Below are 20,839 nucleotides of genomic sequence, written 5' to 3' on the forward strand. Positions count from 1 at the left end.
CTAGAACGAGCGTTCAGCATAAAATATTGAGTATGTGTTCAGTTTAATGAAGTAGATGTTATGGCTAAAACGGCAAAGTTCGATAGACAAGATGTAGTAGACAAAGCAACTAACCTGTATTGGGAAAAAGGCTTTCACGCAACATCTATGCGTAACCTACAGGACGTGATTGATATGCGCCCGGGAAGCATCTACGCGACTTTTGGCAGCAAAGAAGGACTGTTTAAGGAAACTCTTGCTCGCTATACCGAACTTGGCATCCTCAATCTGAACCGCTTTCGCAATGAAACTGACTCGCCCATTCAAGCACTCGAAAACTTTGTAAGACGCGTTGTTGTCGAGTCTAAACAGAGTTCACCTAACGGCATGTGTATGCTGGCAAAAACGGTTGCTGAACTCACTGATGAACATTCAGAATTATTGGAAGAAGCAAAGAAATCACTAAAGATCATGGAAGGTGAATTTGCTAAAGTGATTGCGGAAGCACAAGAGCTAGGTGAGATAAGCAAAGAGCGAGAACCGGCTCAACTTGCTCGACATGTTCAGGTTCAAATCGCCGGCTTGCGTACCTACGCAAAAACCTGTGACGATATCGATTTACTCAATTCAATGGTTGAAGACGTATTTAAATACCATCCTTTTTAGCGTCTGACCTGTTAGATTGAGCACAATACAAAAAGACTCCACTTTCACCTTAACAGGTCTAGAGCGGAGTCTTTTTAGTTTGGAGCCGATAAACTGTGCGGTCTAAGGATTACACCTTTCTCATGATCAACGCCTGCGCATTAAGCATCGCCTCTTTGGTGCTGACATCTAACGTTTTGACATTCGCAAAGCGCTCGACTTCCTTAATCGCCACATCGTGAGCGAAGATCACCAACCTTGCCCTTTCAATGTCTTTTTGTGTAATGCGATTACCTATCCCGTTGGCACCTTGTGTTTCGACTTTAATCCGAACCCCAAGATGATGCGCCGCCTTTTCCAAAGACTTAGCCGCTAGGAAAGTGTGAGCAACACCAGACGGACAAGAAGTGATCGCGAGTACATCCGCTTGCCCTTCTTCCGTCACCGAACCACCAGCAAACTGGTTGGCACTCGCCTCACCTTCGACCACATTCTTTTTCAGCAATATTACGATTAAAGCGGTGGTAAGCGCACCCGCGAGCGTGCCAATGATGTAGCCAATCTTGCCATCAACTACTGGCAACACTATCCAGCCACCCCATGGTGCATGGTTGACCACATGGAACATGAAGCCAACCACATTACCGACAATGCCACCAGCCACGACTGCAGGTAGAACACGTGCAGGGTCCGCAGCAGCAAATGGAATCGCACCTTCACTGATGCCGATCATTCCCATGATGCCAGCGGCTTTTCCGGCTTCGCGTTCGTCTCGTTTGAATTTCTTCGGTGATATGAAAGTTGCCAATGCCATACCCAATGGCGGTGTACAAATCGCAATGCCGACGCCTCCCATCAACCAAGGCTGGGTATTCACCTGCGTTTGAGCAAACAACGTAGCAACCTTGTTGATTGGGCCGCCCATATCAAAGGCCGTCATCGCGCCTAAAATACTGCCGAGCACCATCTTTCCTGAACCCGCCATGCCCGTGAGCATTTGGTTCATTTCAAGCATTACTTGAGCTATCGGAGAGCCAATCACCCACATCACCGCACCACAAGTGACGAAGGTGCCAACGAGTGGATAGATGAAGATAGAGCTTAACGAGATCATACTGTCTGGCAGCTTGATCTTCTTTAGTAGGTTCACCACAAAACCCGCAAAGAAGCCGACCACTATCGCCCCAAGAAAGCCTGTGTTGTATTGATTCACCGCAACCCAAGAACCAATCATACCGGGCGCTAAACCCGGTTTGTCGGCCATTGAGTAGGCGATGTAGCCGCCTAATACGGCAGTAAAGAGGGTTAAGCCAGCGATGCCCATCTGCGCGATATCTGCCAGCACGCCACTCTCTGGTACTGCGCCGTGACCCGACATCATCACCGACAAAGACAACAACACACCGCCCGCGACCACGAATGGGATCATGTGCGAAGTTCCGTACAGCAGGTGTTCTTTTAGACGATTAAGAGATTGAGCCCAAGGGCTAAGTGGTTCGACGTAAACTTCATGATGGCTTGAGGCGTAACTATCGAACGATTCAGAATTAGCTTCGAGAAACAACTCTTGAGCTTCCTCGACCGACTCAACCGCCTTTAATTTTGTAACAAAGTTATCTTCAATCAGCTTGGTCGAGATCTGAGCCAGTACCTCGATATGATGGTCATCATTGTTGTCAGGCGAAGCGAGCATGAAGAACACATCAGACAGTTCACCACCATCAGCACCATAATCAATACCCGCTCGGCTAATCCCAACCGCAACGGCAGGCTTAGCAACCGCGGTACTTTTCGCGTGTGGAATGGCGATACCATCGTCAAAGCCCGTATTACCAATGGCCTCACGCTTCCAAATGTCATCAAGGAATTCACTTTTATTGGAAAGCTTACCAGCACGGTCGAGCAGTTCGACAAGCTCTTCAAATACCGCCTGTTTTGAGTCTGCTTTCAATTCCAAGCAGATAATCTCGGGCTCGATAATGTCAGTGATATCCATGTGCTGCCTCGTCCGAGTACCAATTTGAATGAATGAGATAAAGAGGTTAATAAGATGAAAAGATTAACGGTGTGGGGGCACTCAATATATAGGACGAAAGGTGCATTAACTGGATTATTGTAACCAAGAACTCAGAGTGTGACTTTCACCTTGGAATAAAAAACGCCAATCCATAAAATCCACAGAACCCATAACAATATCGCCCCTCCCCTATGCGAGCTTTCCATACTGGATTTCCCACGCAAGATAGCTTTTGCAAAATAGCTTCTGAAAGGTAGCTTATGTAACGTAACAGGGACGAGATTAAGCCGAGAATAATAATGAGAATTGTAGCGGTAACTGCGTGCCCTACAGGCATCGCACACACCTATATGGCAGCTGATGCTTTAAATAAAACAGCCCCTAAATTCAACGTTTCAATCAAAGTTGAAACACAAGGCGCTATGGGTATTGAAAACTTACTCTCTGCACAGGACATTAGCCTCGCAGACAAGGTGTTGATCGTCTCTGATATCGACATTGAACAGCCAAGCCGCTTCGACCCAGCTAAAACCTTATTCATTCCAATGGAAGAAGTGTTGTTGAGTGTCGATAAAGTCTTTATTAAGCATTGTCGAACCTAAACCTTTCATGAACGAATATCAGATCACCTTCTTCGTTGACGATCCTGCAGCTAACTCACACGTTGCGCAGCCACTTAGCCGCTTAGCAAAGAAATTCAAAAGTACCATCCGAATTATCAACATCACTCAAAATCGAACGGCTGATCTCTCCAAATCTGTTGCGATGTTGCAAGTGGGCCTACTTCGTGGCGATTTGTGCCAGATCACTGCCATTGGCATCGATGCCGAGCTAGCGTGTTTCGTTCTTAAAGATGTGATTGCTGAGCATTACGCCATGGTCGGCTCACAAGTGAACCATGAGTTCTCGAAAGACTTAATCCAGCGCATGCCGCAGATATGCCCGCCTTGTGACATCAAGTGGCACCATGCCAAAGCACAAACTCAACTGACCAAATTTGAATGCTTGAAAGGGCTTGCTCATCTGGTGTATCCACAAGATCCGGATGAACTGATTCTGGCGTTTATTAAACGAGAGGAACGCTCTTCGACGTGTGTGTCACCTGGGATCGCACTGCCGCATGTGATGTTTGAATCGACTCAAGATCTCTCGATTGCAGTCATTGTCAGTGATGATCCTATTGATTGGGCATCACGCATTGGTGAAGTGCATGTTGCAATCGCTTTGGTACTGCCTACCAAGTCACAGCGAGAGCACATTGTGGCGGCCACTAATCTAACCAGAAACCTGCTTCACGATCAGGTCAACGAGCGTTTACAAAAGACCCGTAGCAGTGTCGACCTACAGGCCCTATTGATGTACATCTCTTCACGCCTGATTTAGTTCATCTCCCCCTTTTAAATTCATTTCCCTAATCAACTAAGTTACTCACTCTATTGGTTATAATCTCAATGGCTCACACAATAAAAAACGGCTGAGCAATCACGCTCAGCCGTTCTATTTCTAAATTGCCTATCTTGTAGGTTTAGTTACCTAAGCCGTTTTGTTCTCTTGTTTCGCATCTTCCACCGAATCGTCCACGGCTTTCACCAACATTAGACCAACGATAAACACGATACCGCCACATAGCACGAACATCATTCTTCCCCAGAATGGGTTCGGTAGAGCAAACATCGCCATTACTGCCACACCAGATACTGCAATCAGTGAGCCCAGCATGTGACGTTGTTTGTTATCCAATTTCTTCTGTGCTGTTGATTCAGAAACCAACGGTGTCGCAAGGTTGTTGAAGAAGGTATCGACATCTTTCTGACGAGACGCTTCTAATGGTTTGTAGAACAAAGTCGACAGAATGAAGAAGCCACCGGTAAACGTTAAGTGAGCAATCAGACCTACCGCTACTTTCAAATCAGACCATTCACGGCCTGTTAGCGGCTCTAGATTGAACCAGTTTTGTAGCATTTCAGCGGTAGTCACGAAACCTACGATGTAAGACACAATCGCGCCAACCACTAGCGTGCCCCAACCTGCCCAGTCCGGAGTCTTCTTAATGAAGAAGCCACAGAATGCTGGAATCGTCATTGGGAAACCGATTAATGCACCAACGTACATCATAGTGTCGAACAAGCTCAAACCTTTCAGCGAGTTGATAAACAGTGCGATAAGGATGATAGCGACACCGAAAACCGAAGACATCAACTTAGACACAACCATCAACTCTTTCTCTGTCGCGTTTGGACGAAGAATAGGTTGGTAGAAGTTGATAACAAAGATACCTGAGTTACGGTTTAAACCTGAGTCCATTGAAGACATAGTTGCTGCAAACATTGCTGCGATGAGAAGCCCCACCATACCTGCTGGCATGTATTGCTCTACGAAGTATAGGTAAGCGAAGTCGCCCGCTTTAGAACCAGCATCTGGGTAATGCGCCGCAAGATCAACGCCTTGCCCTGCCACGAACCAAGGTGGCATGAACCAAATGATTGGACCAATTGTCATCAGAATACACGCCAACAGAGCCGCTTTTTTCGCATTCTTTGAATCTTTTGCAGCTAAGTAACGATAAGAGTTCAACATGTTGTTGGTGATACTGAACTGTTTGAAGAAGATGAAGAATGCCCAGATTCCGAAGATGCTTACGTAGTTCAGATTGTTACCAGAAACAAATGACGCGCCTTCTGCAACAGGGAAATCGTTGATGATTTCAGTAACGCCACCACCCTGCACGATAGCCACAGCTGCACACGTTACCGTTACCGCCATGATGATAACCATCTGCATGAAGTCAGACGCGATAACCGCCCATGAACCGCCAGTAACCGACATCACCAGTACAACAAGACCGGTTAGAACGATGGTTGTCGTCATATCGAAGCCAAAGATGCCCGATGCAATGATCGCCAAGCCATTTAACCAGATACCCGCAGAAACAATACTGTTCGGCATGCCAGACCAAGTAAACACTTGCTCGTTGAAGCTACCAAACCGCATGCGTATCGCGTCAATTGGCGTTACTACACGCAGTTGACGAAATTTCGGAGCAAAGTACAGGTAGTTCATCAAGTAACCAAATGCGTTTGCTAGGAAGATTACCGCGACAGCCATACCATCGGCATACGCTTTACCTGCTGCACCGGTGAAAGTCCAAGCACTGAACTGAGTCATAAACGCAGTTGCGCCAACCATCCACCAAAGCATGTTACCGCCCCCGCGGAAATAGTCACTGGTTGTACTGGTGAACGTTCTAAACATCCAACCTATTGCGATAAGGAAAAGGAAATAAATTCCTACGATCAGAGTATTGAGTTCCATGAATTAAGTCTTCTTTATTATTAATATCTGAAGAGCATATTATCCATAGAAAATTTAATTTGTAGTATTATAAGTCAAGATTGTGATGGGACATATAAACCTGAATATTCGATTTCGAGGCATTAATTACGCGCTAGTAAACAAAGAATAATCCGACATGAAGTAAACATTTAAAATCAATCACTTAAAAGAACCTCAATCAGTAACTCGGACAACAATAACAAGATTTTGTCGTCTCGATAAGTGGTTTTTAATTTACTTAACATTCATTAAATGCATCGCGTTAATACATCAACTCTCACACGTTTAATTCAATTAATAGAGAGCGGAAATAATAAGCAACTCGCAAAGCTAACTCTTAATGTTATTAATTAGGGGTATTTAGTGAAGTGGGATAAATAGAAAAACGAGCTTAGAGATGAAGCGTAGGAATAAACACTAGAGGAAAACACAAAGTAAGTGACCACCACAGCTCAGAGCCAGCAGTGATGCTCTAGTCATACAAATTTCGGTCGTATAAGCTCAGGTCAGAAAAGGGAACTTTAGAGTATATTAGATTGAACCACGATATTCGGTTGGGGTTTTTCCTGTTCGGTTTTTAAATACTCGGCAGAAGTAGTTCACATCTTTAAAGCCACAGCGGACTGACACTTCATTGAGTTTGAAGTTGTACTTCTTAAGCATGAACTTAGCGCGGTCGACACGAACACGGGTAATGTACTCCGCCAGGGTCATGTGGCCTTGTTGACGGAACATTCGCGACAAGTGGTTCGATGAAATGCTAAAGCGAGAGGCAATGCTGTCTCGGGTTATTTGGCGGTGGAAGTTCTCTTGAATGTAGATACAGATCCCCTGATACACATCCTGTACTCGGCTATGAGATTTTTCTACGGGCGCTTCCAACATCGTCTTGCTGTATTGCAGTAGAGCTTGCAACAATAACTCATCCATCGGCTTCTTGTTACTCTCTCTCGCTAACGAACTTAGCGCCTCCAAAATGTTATCAATCGCAAACCCAGAACGAGTCTGAATACTGTGCTTTTGAATATCGTAAAAGCTCTCCTCGCCTTTGCGCTTACTCACCAAACTTAAACCCAGCTGACGACGACCAAATAGCATGCTCAACACCGAACAGTCGGTATCCCAGTTAGGTTTATTCCAACAGTTCGGAGGGATGAAAATTGCGTCTCCGGCTTTGGCAATAACGTTGGTTATTTTGCGATCATGACTCTCCATTTCATTAACGTACTCTCCGTCTAGCACCAACTCTAAACGTGGAAAGTTCACCTGGTAACTGCACGCTGGAGGCGTATGAAAATCTCCAGCAAACCAGATGTTGTGAAACGGTTCTCGCTCATTTAATACAGAGGAGATTAAGTCATGAAATATCATTTTTAAAACTCTTATGGGCAGCAATAAAGCTATGGGAATAGATATACTCCTTAGTGAAACATAGTGCTATTGAGCAAAATCACAATTTGAGATCTAGGTTACAAAAATCCAGTTTTAGAAATAAATCTCCAGTACAAAAACTGATGAATCACGTTATTTCCCAGATAACAAAACACGCCGAATCCCTTATAAATAAAAGCACCAAAGCATGATAAGTCTTGTCAACACAAGCCTAAAAACGACCACTCGACCGATCAAAATCACACTCCATTTATAACGCAACAATCATCCAGTAAATGCATTTTTTCTTCACTACAGAAGGTAAGCCATAGATTCCAGAATACCCCTAACAAAATAAAAACAGAGTAGGGGTTCATTATGATCACAACATTGATCAATCAAGATTTGATTAAGCTTTCGCTTAGCGCTGATTCAAAAGAAGAGGTATTTAAAGAGCTGATAGACATACTTTATGCGCAAGGTCGAATTTCAGACAAAGCACAGTTTCTTGCCGACATTAAGGCGCGTGAAGAACAAGGCAACACAGGGTTTGAAGAAGGCATCGCCCTGCCACATGCGAAAAGCGCTGCGGTGATCAAACCCGCGGTTGTTATCGGCGTCCATAAACAGGGTATCGAGTACGGCGCCGATGACGGTCAGCCATCAAAACTGTTCTTCATGATTGCCTCTCCTGATGGCGGCGATAATCACCACATCGAAGTACTGGCAGAGCTTTCTTCAAAACTGATTGAAGAAGGCTTTATTGAAAGCTTTATGAATGCTCAATCTGAACAAGAAGCATTAGAACTGCTGCTTAGCAAACCTGAGCCTTCAGCAACCGAAACCAACGTTGAGAAACAAGGCTTCATCATTGGTGTGACAGGCTGCCCAGCTGGCGTTGCGCACACTTATTTGGCAGCTGAAGCGCTAGAGAAAGGAGCGGCGGCTCTTGGCTACGACATCAAGGTAGAGACCAACGGCTCTATCGGGGTTAAAAACAGCCCAACTCAAGAAGAGATCGAACGTGCAGACGCGATTGTCGTGGCTTGCGATAAACAGGTCGACATGGCTCGCTTCGCTGGAAAACGTGTCATTAGCACTAACGTAAAAGCACCAATCAAAGACGCACAAAGCTTGATTAAGCAAGCGCTCAACGCACTTAGTTACCAAGCTGAACAAGCGCCGACCAACCAATCTGTTGTAGAAAAAGCCTCACAAGCACGTTCAGACCTTTACCGTTACTTGATGAATGGCGTATCTCACATGATCCCATTCGTCGTGACTGGCGGCCTATTGATAGCCCTTGCACTGGCGATTGGCGGCGAGCCAAGTGAATCAGGCATGGCGATTCCTGCTGGCAGCATGTGGAACCAAATTCTCGAAGTCGGTGTGGTTGCGTTCACCCTGATGATCCCAATCTTGGCTGGCTACATTGCTTACGCGATTGCTGACCGCCCTGCCCTAACCCCTGGCCTTATCGGTGGTTGGATTGCTAACAACGGCTCTTTCTACGGCGCTGACGCAGGTACAGGCTTTATTGGCGCAATCATCGCTGGCCTATTAGTCGGCTACTTCGTTAAATGGATTACCTCGTTTAACTACCACAAGTTCGTTCAACCGCTTGTGCCTATCATGATCGCTCCGATCACAGGTTCTCTATTCATCGCGGGTCTATTCATCTTTGTTATCGGTGCACCTATCGCAGGGCTAATGGATGCTCTAACTGCACTACTAACGAGCATGAGTACAGGCAACGTGGTTCTGCTAGGCATCGTACTGGGTGGCATGGCCGGTTTCGATATGGGCGGTCCGTTCAACAAGGTGGCGTTCCTATTCTCAGTCGGCATGATTGCCAGCGGTCAAACTCAGTTCATGGGTGCAATGGCATGTGCAATTCCTGTCGCTCCACTGGGTATGGCTATCGCAACCAGACTTGGCCGTAAGTTCGACCTGTTCGAATCTTCTGAAATTGAAGCGGGTAAAGCAGCAGGCGCGATGGGCTTAGTAGGTATCTCTGAAGGTGCAATTCCTTTCGCGGCTCAAGACCCGATGTCGGTTATCCCGGCGAATGTACTTGGCTCAATGACGGCAGCGGTTATGGCGTTCTCATTTGGTATCACCAATAGCGTTGCTCACGGTGGTCCAGTGGTCGCTTTACTAGGCGCAATGAACTACCCATTGCTGGCACTTCTGTGCATGGCATCTGGTGCGGGTGTGACTGCGGTGACTTGTATCGCGCTTAAAAATCTACGCAAAGCCAAGCTAACGACAGCAGCGGCTTAAGCCATTTCAACTCCAATGGCTTGAACCCTTCTACTCTCCTTTTTTTAGTCGCTAATACTTTAGTTGCAAATAGGTCGAATAGAGCTCAAGCCATGTTTCCCTTCATGGTGATTTCGATGTCTGATTTTTCTTTAGCGAACGATTCGTTCGTACAACGCTTTTTCTACCCTATGACCAACGTGATTCAAAACTACGCATGGGGTAGCCCTTCTTCGTTTAGCCAACTGTTTGGTATTGATAACCAGTCTGGTGAGCCGCAAGCGGAGATCTGGATGGGTGCTCACCCGAATGGTTGCTCAATGGTCACTGATAACGGGCAGCAGACCACATTATCGAGCTTGATTTCTAAGAACCTCAACCTGTTCTTAAGCGAGAAAGTAGCAAGTCGTTTTGGTGAGCTGCCATATCTATTCAAGGTGTTAGCAGCAGAGAAAGCGCTGTCTGTTCAAGTTCACCCGAACAAGCAACAAGCGGAATCTGGATATGCTCTTGAAGAGCAGCAAGGCATTCCGATGACAGCGGGTAACCGTAACTACAAGGATCCCAACCACAAACCAGAGCTGGTGTATGCCCTAACCGACTACACCGCGATGAATGGCTTTAGGTCGATCAACGAGATTCTTGAGCACTTCCATTACCTTGATATTCCCGAACTGCATTCGATGGTCAATGACCTCGCGGGCGACCAAACGCCTAATGGATTAGCGAGCTTCTTCGCGAGCTTATTGTCTTTGCAAGGTGAACAAAAAGGCATGGCGCTGACCATGTTGCTGGTGAAGGCGAAGCTTTCAGATACACCTGTGTTTCAGTTGATTTCAGAGCTGGAAGATCAATACCCAGGTGATGTCGGCCTATTCGCACCACTGCTATTGAACGTGATCACCCTAAAGCCGGGGCAAGCCATGTATCTGGATGCCGAAACGCCCCACGCTTACATCAAAGGGACAGGCTTAGAGATCATGGCGAACTCAGACAATGTGTTGCGCGCTGGGTTGACGCCTAAATACATGGACGTGAATGAGCTGGTTTCTTGTACTCGATTTAATGAAAAGCCTGCGGATAGATTACTGCTCAGCCCTATTGAACAAGGTGATGTGATGGAATACGAAATTCCAGTGGAGGATTTTAAGTTCTCTATCGTGCAAAACTCACATCAACGACAGATCACCACCGAAGGTGCCGAGATCCTATTGCCGCTTGACGAATCTATGGTGCTCACTCACCAATGTGGCGAAACCTGCGTGATAGAGAAAGGCCAGTCCGTGTTCATTCCTGCTTATGCAGAGAGCTATAAACTGGATTGCGCTGGACGCGTAGCGCGCGCTTACAGCTAGCTCCCTTAGAACTCAGTACAAAGTCTTACTGCCCTGCTCATGCGGGGCATTTTTGTTTCTGAGGAGGTCGCTCGGCGTATCAAAAACATAATCAAATATGACCTATCTCGCACTGCATTAATGATGCAAATCACACTTAATTTTGCTGGATACAAATGTACAGTGAAGGGCTTTTATTTGCTATTTCGCGAATGCCGTTAATCCATTAATTTTAATTCAAGAACTTCAAAAGTGAATGAGTTAATAAATGATCACACAGCTAACTAACGTCAACTTAATTAATAACAACCTTCAAGCGAATAATAAAAAAGAACTGTTTGAAGAATTGGCAGGTATGTTATTTGAGAACAACCGAATCAGTAATAAAGAAGCCTTCTTGGCAGACATCGAAATTCGTGAATCTCAAAGCATTACCTCAATGGACGGTATCGCTTATCCGCACTCAAAAAGCAAGGCTGTCACTGAGCCAGCAATCGCTGTCGGTGTTAAGCGTGAAGGCATTGAGTATGGCGATGAAGACGGCATCAATCCAACCGTGTTTTTTATGATCGCATCACCCGACAACGGTGCTGACCATCATATTTATGTACTACAAGAACTGTTTGGAAAATTCAGCGATGAATTTATCCAGAATATCCATAACGCAAAAGATGAACATCAAATCCTTAATATTTTAATTAATTCATAAGGCGTAGAAAATTATGAGCACCCTAGCAAATCAAGCTACGAATACCAGTAGCAATTCTAATAATAGAAATAGTAGTAGCGACTATAAAAAAATCCTCAGTACCATGAAAGGCCATCTGCTTTTCGGAACCTCACACATGCTGCCTTTCATCGTAGCCGGTGGTGTTCTGTTGGCCTTAGCGGTCATGGCATCAGGCAAAGGTGCGGTTCCAGCCGACGGTTTGCTGGCAGACATCTCTAATATCGGTATCAAGGGCCTTGTTCTTTTCCCAATCATTCTTGGCGGCTTTATTGGTTACTCAATTGCAGATAAACCAGCACTTGCTCCTGCGATGATCTCTTCTGGCATCATGGCTGACATGGGCGGTGGCTTCCTTGGTTGTATCGTGGCAGGCTTTATCGCCGGTGGCGTGGTGTTCCAACTTAAGAAGATCCCGCTTTCTGCAAACATGACTGCGCTGGGTGCTTACTTCATCTACCCGCTTCTAGGCACGTTAATCTCTGCTGGTATCGTACTGTGGGGCATCGGTGAGCCAATCAAACTGTTCATGTCTTCAATGAACGAATTCCTAGCTTCAATGGCTGGCGCATCTAAGATGGTTCTAGGCACAATCCTTGGCGGTATGACGGCGTTTGATATGGGCGGCCCTATCAACAAAGTAGCGACCCTATTTGCTCAAACTCAAGTAGACACGCAACCTTGGCTAATGGGCGGCGTAGGCATCGCAATTTGTACACCACCTCTAGGCATGGCACTGGCGACTTTCCTATTCAAAAACAAGTTCTCTAAACAAGAGCGAGAAGCAGGAAAAGCAGCAGCAATTATGGGTTCTATCGGTATCTCGGAAGGTGCTATCCCATTCGCAGCAAACGACCCAATGCGCGTACTTCCTTCAATCGTTGCCGGTGGTATCGTGGGCTGTGTATTCGGCTTCATGACAGACGTTCTACTGCACGCACCGTGGGGCGGCCTAATCACGGCACCAGTATCTAGCAACATTCCAATGTACGTTGTCGGTATTGCGCTAGGTTCACTGACAACAGCGGTTATCGTTGGTTTCTGGAAACCTGTAGCAGTTGAAACCGAAGAAGACATGGTTGAAGCACCAGTACAAGCTCAAGCAGCTCCTGTAGCAGGCGAAGGCGAGTACGACATCGTAGCCGTAACATGTTGCCCTTCTGGTGTTGCACACACCTTCATGGCAGCGAAAGCTCTAGAGAAAGCAGGCTTAGCAGCAGGCCTTAACATTAAGGTAGAAACTCAAGGGCAAAACGGTATTCAGAACCGCATCACTGACCTAGATGTGGCGAACGCAAGACTGGTTATCTTGGCTCACGATATTCAAGTGAAAGACGCTCACCGCTTTGCGAATGCGAACGTGATTGAGTGTTCAACGAAGGAAGCAATGAAGAAAGCTGCGACTATGGTGGCTATCTAAAATCTGAAACAAGTTAGAAGATAAAATTACTACCCCCTAGTAGCTAAAATCCCCATTCGTTTTGTCAGCGAATGGGGATTTTTTTATTGGTAGACCGACAAATCCTTCTCGATAATCAGTCATCTGAGTGTCTGTCATATAATATGAAAAGAAACTCGTTATGTTGCTGAACATGGTTCTGTTTCAGAAGTGATACTTTCTTTTAACTGTTTGGACGGCACCGGATAGCCAAGATAATAACCTTGGGCTTGTTCGCAATTTAACGTTTTTAAAATTGACAACTGTTGGGCATTTTCAACCCCTTCAGCCACCACATGAATGCCAAATCCTCGAGCTATATCAATGATCCCAGACGTTATGGCTCTAGAACGATAATCATCTTCTAACCCATTGATATAACTGCGATCAACTTTAATCTCATCAACATCCAACTTACTGAATATACCAAAAGAAGTGTAACCAACACCAAAGTCATCTATCGAAAAAGATACCCCATGCTTTTTTAATTTTTGAACAGCGATTGCACACTGATCTATATCTTTTAAAATAGCGGTTTCAGTGATTTCAAGACAAAGTAAGCGAGCAAATTCGGGGTCCTTTCGTAGATAATTATCCAGATGGTCCATGTCATCAACGCTATTTAGCTCTACCGCTGAAATATTGACCGAGACACTATTAAGGACACTCCCAAGCAAACCACAAGCTCTTAGTTGTACCGCAGTTTTCTCTAGAACTAACGTGGTCAAATCTCGACAAAAATGATTCTCTTCTGCTAGCGCGACAAAGATATCAGGTGAAACAACACCATAGCGTTCATGCGTCCAACGGGATAACACTTCCACACCTGAGACGAGTCTATTTTCAATGTTGTATTTCGGCTGAAAAACAATATCAATCGCTTTGTCATCAATCGCTTTACGTAACTCTTGCACCATTTCTTGACGCTGACGTTCAAGCTCTGTGAGTTTGGGGTCATGAAATTCAATCGAATTTTTGCTTTTTTTTGCTTCCGTTAAAGCATGGGTCGCTGACGCCATAAGTTGTTTGGCATTATGACCATCCGAAGGAAATAGGGCGGCACCGATACAGCAAGTTGCGTTGGTATTATAACGATAAGCACATTGGTTAAATCTACGATGTACGAGAGCAATGTAGGATTCAATATCTTCTTTATCATTGAGTTTGACTAAACACGCAAAACCATCGGAGTGTACCCGAGACGAAAGCGGTAGATGCTCAATAGGAAGTTCAATAGATCGTGCGATATCTTTTAAAAATGAATTAGTGTTTTCAAACCCAATCTGGTCAGCGACAGATTTGAAGTTATCAATGTCGAGTAAGAAGAGGACATAATGATCAGTGACCTGGGATTTTTTCAGTCTTTTGTTTAAATATCGATAAAAAACTGATGGGCTATGAAGTCCAGTTACACTATCAAGGTCGTTGGCGCTCTCTAAATCACGATTATTTTTCCGAACCATTATCCACAATAAAGTAGACGTCAGAACGATAAAGATCAGACCTTTGATTGTCTGTGCTAAAGCATGTTCTTGTAAGTCATTTGATAGTGATTCAACCACAAGATCAGAGAAAAAAACCCATAATGATGACAGTATTAAGTAGCTGAGTACTATATTTACCGGATATCGTTTTATCTTATTCATCGTTAGCTGCTGTCTCTCAATCTAATGTGTCATGACTCATATGTTATAAATTGTACATAACGTAGCACTAACATAAGTCACAATCTACCGTTCGAGCTTTTATTTTTTAACCTTAGTTTTGCAATTTTCATCACAGCTCTAAGCAACAAAAACATTTTAAGGTTAAAACATTACAAAAACAATTTGTGAGAATGCTAGGTATCCACTGAACTAACTCTTAGTCAAACTAGGAGTTGCTTACCGCTTTTGTTGGTATCGAGTAATTGTTATGTGACTCTTCAATCACAATGGTATTTCGTCCTTTGAGCTTTGCTTGATAAAGAGCTCTGTCCGCGCGCGCGACACAGTCTTTCCAATTTTCATTTTCTGATAGCAAGCTAATACCAAAACTTGACGTAATTTTCAGGGATGGTTGTTGCTCAAGTCTGATCTTCTGAATCGCCGAGCGTAGCTTTTCTGAAAGCGCAGCGGCTCGTTCCAGGTTCGAATTGGGTAACCAGATAAGAATTTCATCTCCTCCAAGCCGGAAGACCGTATTAGGTAAATCGATTAACCTCAATACCGTTGTCGCTAAAGCTTTAATCGCATCGTCACCTACAAGATGCCCAAACTGATCGTTCACTTGTTTAAAGTTATCGATATCCAGTAATACAATGCAAACCGGCTTATAATTCACCTGTACTTGATGTTTTTTTACTGCCTGATCCAGAGCTCGACGGTTCTTTAGTGCCGTAAGAGGATCCTGTTGTGAAAGGCATTGAAGTGAATGTACGAGCCTCGCGTTTATCAACCAAAGCATTGAGAAGGACATAGATACAATAAGAATAATACTTAAAATATACGTATATTCATTTAAGTAGTTCGCGCTGATAAGGCTATTCATCTCGTTCAATGAAAAATGCGTTTTTATAGCTCGAAAAGTCATAAAAAAGCTATAAATAATAAAAGGCAAAGCCATCATATTTACAGCCAACGAAAGATCATTCCTTTTCCCGTTCAGTATCACTATAGCCGAACTTGCGGTTACGAATGCTAAGTAGAGACTCATAACAATAATGCGGTTTTGAATAGACTGTTCGTAATAAGTAAATTGAACAAAACTTACTAAAACCAAAAACAGTGCAATGCGACTATATTGAACAATCTGACGTGAATGACGACGAAAAACAGTCAAACTATGTAGTACCAAATGAAAACCATAAGCAATGGTTAAATTTCCAACAATAATACTCATAAAGTCCGAGATAGAGCCTCTCAAGCTTAATAGTATGGTACCACTGCCAATCACGAACATAGATGATGAAAAAAGGGAAAGCCCCAGGACTTGTTTCTGAGCTGACTGGAATAATAACAAGCCAATACTAAAGATAAGTGAGAATATAATGAAAATTATACTTAGAGTTCTTATATCTAACGGGAGATTATCCATATTTTTCCTTAAATAGGATAGAAAATCATATCATATTGCTTTTATTAAACATGACATGTTGCTTTCTACCTTCCTTCTCTCATTTCAATTTTTCATCAAGCAAATTAAAATGCACTAAACTGCATAGCACCGCAACAATACAGGCGGCCGAGTATAGCAATTTTTAATACAAATCACATCTCTGAACCATTTCTCCTACCTTGAGAGATTTTGTTCTATGGAACGAACTGATATAAGGGTTAGTAAAAAATCAAATAGCTCCATAAGCGATAATCCAGTTCTTTAAGTTACTGCCTTTCTTAGTTAATCCATTATAAATAAAGTGGGTAACAGTTGAAATATGTCACTACCTGAAATAGGGTTAAACAGGTATTTTCATAATAAGAACATCAGAAGGACATTGATCAGATATTGATGATCAACGTCCCTTTTCTTCTATTTCTTATTTCTATTTTTATACTCAATGCCTTCGCTTCGTCATATCAGAGCTCGCATCAGGATTATCTATTCTTTTATATAAAGATCCTTAGAATAGATGCGCCCTTCAACGTTGTTCTTAGCAAAACCACCGACACTTGGTCGCACTAGGCGGGCCTGCATGTAGTAATAGATTGGCGCGATAGGCATATCTTCAGCCAGTAACTGCTCGGCTTGATCATAGAAACTTTGGCGATCTTGCTCATTGGTTGCGGCTAATGCGCTGTCCATCGCTGAGTCGTACTTGTCGTTGTTGTAACGAGCAAAATTACCCGATGACTCAGAGCGCAATAGGCTCAAGAAGGTCGACGCTTCATTGTAGTCACCACACCAAGACGCTCGCATTACATCAAAATCACCTTGGCGACGTGATACTAGGTAAGACTTCCACTCTTGGTTTTCCAGCTCAACTTGCGCGCCTAGGTTGCCTTTCAGCATTGAAGCGATGGCCACTGCAATCGACTTGTTCGACTCACTGGTGTTGTAGAGCAATTTGAAATCCAATGGATTAGCTGCATCGTACCCCGCTTCTTTCAGTAGCTCTTTTGCTTTTTGGTCACGTTCCTTTTGAGTCCATGTGCTGTATTCAGGCTGAGTCGCATCAAAACCTGCCGTGTACTCATGGGCAAAAGTATAAGCAGGTAGGTTACCCACCTGAGTGACACCATTGGTGATCACATCACGCATCATTGAATACGATACCGCTTTACGCACTCGTGAATCGTCAAACGGTGGACGCGTGGTATTGAACGCGTAGTAGTAGGTACACAACAAAGGTACCGCGGTAAACGCATCTTGGTATTTGGTTTTAAGCTGCTGCGCCATGTGTGTTGGTACGTCAGACGTGATATCGACCTCGCCCACCGCATAACGGTTAATCGAAGCGTTTTGGTTTTCGAACGGAATGTAAGTCACTTGGGTTAGATTGGTATCTGAGCTATCCCAGTAGTTAGAATTCTTCTTCAGTTCAATCCGTTCGTTAACCACCCACTCATCTAAAACAAAAGCGCCATTCCCTACAAACTGCTTAGGGTCGCTCCACGGCTTATCGCTGTTTTCTAGCGTTGCCTTATGAACGGGCATCATAGATGTGTGACCCGTCATCGCAACAAAGTATGGCACTTTGCTATCAAGATCGAACTTCACCGTGTGTTTATCGACAGCAGAGATACCGAGCTCTTCGACGGGCTTTTTACCTTCTGCTACGTCAGCAATATTGTTGATTTTGGTAAGCTTGAGATACCAAACATTCGGCGAAGCAAGTTTCGGGTCTACCGCACGTCTTATCGCATACACGAAATCATCGGCTGTCACCGGATCGCCATTCGACCATTTAGCATCTTTACGTAGGTGGAATACAAACGTCTGGTTGTCTTCGGTTTCCCAAGATTCCGCAACACCAGGAGTAATGTTGCCATCGCGATCTTGAATCACTAAACCTTCAAATAGGTCTCGTAAAATGTGCATTTCAGGCAGGCCTTCAGCTTTCGCAGGATCGAGTGTCGCCGCTTCTGCATCATTGGCACGAACTAAGTGTTGGTCTTTTGCCAATGAAACACCAGCAGGTAAGGTTTCAGCAACGGCTGTCACTGCGATAAAAGGGGTCAATAGAGATGAAATGAGTAAAGCCGTTGAATGTTTTTTAAAATCCATGTTTGTTTGCTCTCCTAGCCTATCTTTGAAGCAAGTAATAAAATTAACAATGTGACGGTTGACGAGTTTTGACGCTATGGTTTATTAAATAGAGGTCATCTAAATAGTAGTTATAGCAATCACAGTAAGGAAGTGTTCAAAAATAGCGCAGGAAAAAAGCTTGAGAACAAGGCGGCTTTTTTCGATAAGTAGTTATTCTACAATCAAAAAATCTAACGACGTTATCGAGATTTTTAACAAGCTAGGGTGAACAGTTATTTACTACGATTGGTTTTACTATTTGATAGTACTTGATCAATCAGGAGATTAAGGTGAGTTTAATTCCAAGAACGGAAAGAGCTGCGTTTTCGATAAAGCCGCTGTCATATGGAAAATCGGTGTTAGGTGCGCCTTTGCTCTACTTCCCCGCACAAATAGAAAGCGAATCTCGCGGGCTGATTTTAGCAGGCACACACGGCGATGAAACCGCTTCTATCGCGGGTTTGTCTTGCGCCCTAAGAAGCTTGCCTGCCGCCAACTTACGACACGATGTGATTCTGTCGATGAACCCAGATGGCAATCAGCTAGGTACCCGCGCTAATGCTAACCAAGTCGATTTGAACCGCGCCTTTCCGACTCAAAACTGGACTGAAAACGGCACCGTCTATCGCTGGAGTTCCCACACACCTGTCAGAGATGTCAAAGTGAAAACCGGCCAAGCCAACCAGCTCGAACCAGAAGTGCAGTCACTCATCAACCTCATTGAGCAACGCAAACCCAAGTTCGTCATCTCTTTCCACGAACCTCTCGCCATGGTCGACGACCCAAACCAATCAGAACTCGCCTCTTGGTTAGGCAAACAGTTCAACCTACCAATCGTCGAAGACGTTGATTACGAAACCCCAGGCTCATTCGGCACTTGGTGCCAAGAAAGAAACCTACCGTGTATTACCGTAGAATTACCACCCGTTTCTGCGGATTTGACTATCGAGCAGTATTTGGATGCGTTTGTGGTGGTGTTGAGGTGTGAGGGTATTGTTTAGAGAAACACGTTTGGGATATTTCTGAGTTAGAGAGAGGCGTAAAAGAGTTTCATATTTTTTACGCCTTTTTGTAGATTAATTTAGAGCTAGCTAATAAAAAACACTAAATCGCCAATAGATACGATTTCACAGACGCAAGACGTAAAGTGGCCCCACCAATGATGTCTATAAAACCGAGTATAGGGTAAGGCTTAGACGCACTGATCCATGCTGAGCCTGTCGCGCCAATCGGTATTTTTTTCATCGTTTCTTCATCAATTTCTAAAATAACGGTTCGACCAATTGCTGGAGAGCCCCTTTGAATGTGTGCCGAAACTCGCTGCTCTTGTGGTAGTAAATTTCCTTGAGCCTCACCGGTTGCTTTTACTTTACTGTGAACTCGAGAGCGGAAAATTTGCCCTGGAAAAGTATCAATAAAGAACTCGCTAAACTGACCTTTTTCGATATTGGCAAACGCTTGATCAGGGATACGCATTTCGACAAACTTCTTCGATGTATCCCACACATGCAGAGAACCAACTCGAGATCCATCCGCAATAAAAACATGGGTGATCATGCCATCAAATGGCGCTCGAACCGTAAGGCGGTCAAGGTCAAACATCAAGCTTTGTTTCTTAGCGAGCAAACCATCTTTCTTGGCATGCAACACGTTCAACTCAGCCATAAAAAACTCAACGTTGTCTTGAGTTTCTTCTAACTCTTTAAGGCTAACATGTTGCTCTAAGTTCTGGTTACGCGATAGGTTTCGCTTAGCTTGGGCCACTTTCACTTCTTGAGCTTCAATGGTTCTATCAATTTCAATCAGACCAGAATCAACCTCAGAAATCGACGCAGAGATCAGATCATCTTTGAGAGTGTAAAGTACTTCGCCTTTTTTCACATCGCTATTATGATCAACGTATATTTTGTCGATGTGTTGACCAAGCGTTGGAGACATCACAGCATGGGGGGCTTTGACAGTGGTTGAATTGGTCAAATCAATCGGCGAATAGAAACGATGGCCGACAAACAAACTCACCAGTAACAGCAAGCCAATCACAACAGACACAAAGTAATTCTTAGGGGTTCGTTTGAGTACATTAAATTTGAATAACAACCAAACCACTAATATGTAGGGGAGCATGATCTCTTTCATTGCGAAGCGCCTCTAATCCACTGTTGTAATTTATCCCAGTCCGTCACAATCGCGAGCACCGCAATAATCCAGAGCGGTTTGTAAAACATGCCCAATATGCACAGCCAAAAAATCAACTTGGCCTGAGCCAAACCACGCTCTTTAGCAAGATGTTTGGGAATAGAATGGACATACCATAGCTTGCTCAATGTCCATACAAGGATGCCCAACGTGACTGCCACAATGAACCACATGAACAATGTCGATTCTAGAATGTTGTAGACCGAAGGATACGCATCGTAAACCAAGGTAGTTGGATGAATCTTCATACGATTTCCTAAATTATCATCCCGTCTCTAAGGCAAAGCCATTGGGACTATTCCAATCACTTA

16 protein-coding genes are annotated in these 20,839 nt (G+C 44.2%); 8 read left to right on the top strand and 8 right to left on the bottom strand.

Going from position 1 to position 20,839, the window contains the following annotated elements:
• Positions 1 to 60: 60 nt before the first annotated feature.
• Positions 61 to 645 (top strand): TetR/AcrR family transcriptional regulator, encoded by a 585-nt coding sequence (locus ACFI6G_RS13765; protein ID WP_010432944.1) that lies wholly within the window; start codon positions 61 to 63, stop codon positions 643 to 645.
• Positions 646 to 754: 109 nt separating this feature from the next.
• Here ACFI6G_RS13765 and ACFI6G_RS13770 read toward each other — a convergent pair whose 3' ends face one another.
• The gene (locus ACFI6G_RS13770) at positions 755 to 2,620 is read right to left on the bottom strand and encodes a fructose-specific PTS transporter subunit EIIC (protein ID WP_462710308.1); all 1,866 of its coding nucleotides are present in this window, start codon (positions 2,618 to 2,620) and stop codon (positions 755 to 757) included.
• A gap of 320 nt (positions 2,621 to 2,940) precedes the next feature.
• Between ACFI6G_RS13770 and ACFI6G_RS13775 the strand changes: the two genes are divergently transcribed.
• Positions 2,941 to 3,243: a PTS fructose transporter subunit IIB gene (locus tag ACFI6G_RS13775; protein WP_010432939.1), complete on the top strand. Its 303-nt coding sequence runs from the start codon at positions 2,941 to 2,943 to the stop codon at positions 3,241 to 3,243.
• Between the two features lie 7 nt (positions 3,244 to 3,250).
• Positions 3,251 to 4,024 carry a PTS sugar transporter subunit IIA gene (locus ACFI6G_RS13780; RefSeq protein WP_462710322.1) on the top strand — a complete coding sequence of 258 codons (774 nt, stop codon included), beginning with the start codon at positions 3,251 to 3,253 and terminating at the stop codon, positions 4,022 to 4,024.
• A gap of 150 nt (positions 4,025 to 4,174) precedes the next feature.
• Here ACFI6G_RS13780 and ACFI6G_RS13785 read toward each other — a convergent pair whose 3' ends face one another.
• Positions 4,175 to 5,953 carry a sodium:solute symporter family protein gene (locus tag ACFI6G_RS13785; RefSeq protein ID WP_462710309.1) on the bottom strand — a complete coding sequence of 593 codons (1,779 nt, stop codon included), beginning with the start codon at positions 5,951 to 5,953 and terminating at the stop codon, positions 4,175 to 4,177.
• 552 nt (positions 5,954 to 6,505) lie between these two features.
• On the bottom strand, positions 6,506 to 7,345 hold the full coding sequence (locus ACFI6G_RS13790; RefSeq protein ID WP_102421525.1) for a helix-turn-helix transcriptional regulator: 840 nt from the start codon (positions 7,343 to 7,345) through the stop codon (positions 6,506 to 6,508).
• A gap of 378 nt (positions 7,346 to 7,723) precedes the next feature.
• Here ACFI6G_RS13790 and ACFI6G_RS13795 point away from each other — a divergent pair, with 378 nt between their 5' ends.
• The 4 genes from ACFI6G_RS13795 (at position 7,724) to ACFI6G_RS13810 (ending at position 13,088) form a co-directional block, all read left to right on the top strand.
• Positions 7,724 to 9,628, top strand: a complete 1,905-nt coding sequence (locus ACFI6G_RS13795; protein ID WP_462710310.1) for a PTS fructose transporter subunit IIABC — start codon at positions 7,724 to 7,726, stop codon at positions 9,626 to 9,628.
• 116 nt (positions 9,629 to 9,744) lie between these two features.
• Positions 9,745 to 10,962, top strand: coding sequence for a mannose-6-phosphate isomerase, class I (manA, locus tag ACFI6G_RS13800; RefSeq protein WP_010432916.1), 1,218 nt, complete (start codon positions 9,745 to 9,747; stop codon positions 10,960 to 10,962).
• Between the two features lie 247 nt (positions 10,963 to 11,209).
• Entirely contained in the window at positions 11,210 to 11,650 is a 441-nt protein-coding gene (locus ACFI6G_RS13805) for a PTS sugar transporter subunit IIA (protein WP_016787567.1), read from the top strand.
• A 13-nt stretch (positions 11,651 to 11,663) separates the two neighbouring features.
• Positions 11,664 to 13,088, top strand: coding sequence for a fructose-specific PTS transporter subunit EIIC (locus tag ACFI6G_RS13810; protein ID WP_029203050.1), 1,425 nt, complete (start codon positions 11,664 to 11,666; stop codon positions 13,086 to 13,088).
• A gap of 158 nt (positions 13,089 to 13,246) precedes the next feature.
• On the opposite strand, the gene ACFI6G_RS13815 is transcribed toward ACFI6G_RS13810, so the two are convergent.
• The 3 genes from ACFI6G_RS13815 to ACFI6G_RS13825 form a co-directional block, all read right to left on the bottom strand.
• Entirely contained in the window at positions 13,247 to 14,752 is a 1,506-nt protein-coding gene (locus tag ACFI6G_RS13815; protein WP_022570956.1) for a putative bifunctional diguanylate cyclase/phosphodiesterase, read from the bottom strand.
• A 226-nt stretch (positions 14,753 to 14,978) separates the two neighbouring features.
• The gene (locus ACFI6G_RS13820) at positions 14,979 to 16,181 is read right to left on the bottom strand and encodes a GGDEF domain-containing protein (RefSeq protein WP_050613238.1); all 1,203 of its coding nucleotides are present in this window, start codon (positions 16,179 to 16,181) and stop codon (positions 14,979 to 14,981) included.
• Positions 16,182 to 16,685: 504 nt separating this feature from the next.
• A complete protein-coding gene (locus tag ACFI6G_RS13825) occupies positions 16,686 to 18,311 on the bottom strand; it encodes an ABC transporter substrate-binding protein (RefSeq protein ID WP_016766993.1) in 1,626 nt (541 codons plus the stop codon).
• 320 nt (positions 18,312 to 18,631) lie between these two features.
• Between ACFI6G_RS13825 and mpaA the strand changes: the two genes are divergently transcribed.
• Entirely contained in the window at positions 18,632 to 19,333 is a 702-nt protein-coding gene (gene mpaA / locus ACFI6G_RS13830) for a murein tripeptide amidase MpaA (RefSeq protein WP_230554750.1), read from the top strand.
• A 103-nt stretch (positions 19,334 to 19,436) separates the two neighbouring features.
• Here mpaA and ACFI6G_RS13835 read toward each other — a convergent pair whose 3' ends face one another.
• Together ACFI6G_RS13835 and ACFI6G_RS13840 are read right to left on the bottom strand one after the other, a co-directional pair.
• Positions 19,437 to 20,468, bottom strand: a complete 1,032-nt coding sequence (locus tag ACFI6G_RS13835; protein WP_010432896.1) for an HlyD family secretion protein — start codon at positions 20,466 to 20,468, stop codon at positions 19,437 to 19,439.
• Complete coding sequence (locus ACFI6G_RS13840) at positions 20,465 to 20,776, bottom strand: hypothetical protein (RefSeq protein WP_010432893.1); 312 nt, start codon at positions 20,774 to 20,776, stop codon at positions 20,465 to 20,467. The genes ACFI6G_RS13835 and ACFI6G_RS13840 overlap by 4 nt, the downstream gene beginning before the upstream one ends.
• Between the last annotated feature and the right edge of the window lie 63 nt (positions 20,777 to 20,839).

Source organism: Vibrio sp. PSi01 (genome assembly GCF_054960695.1).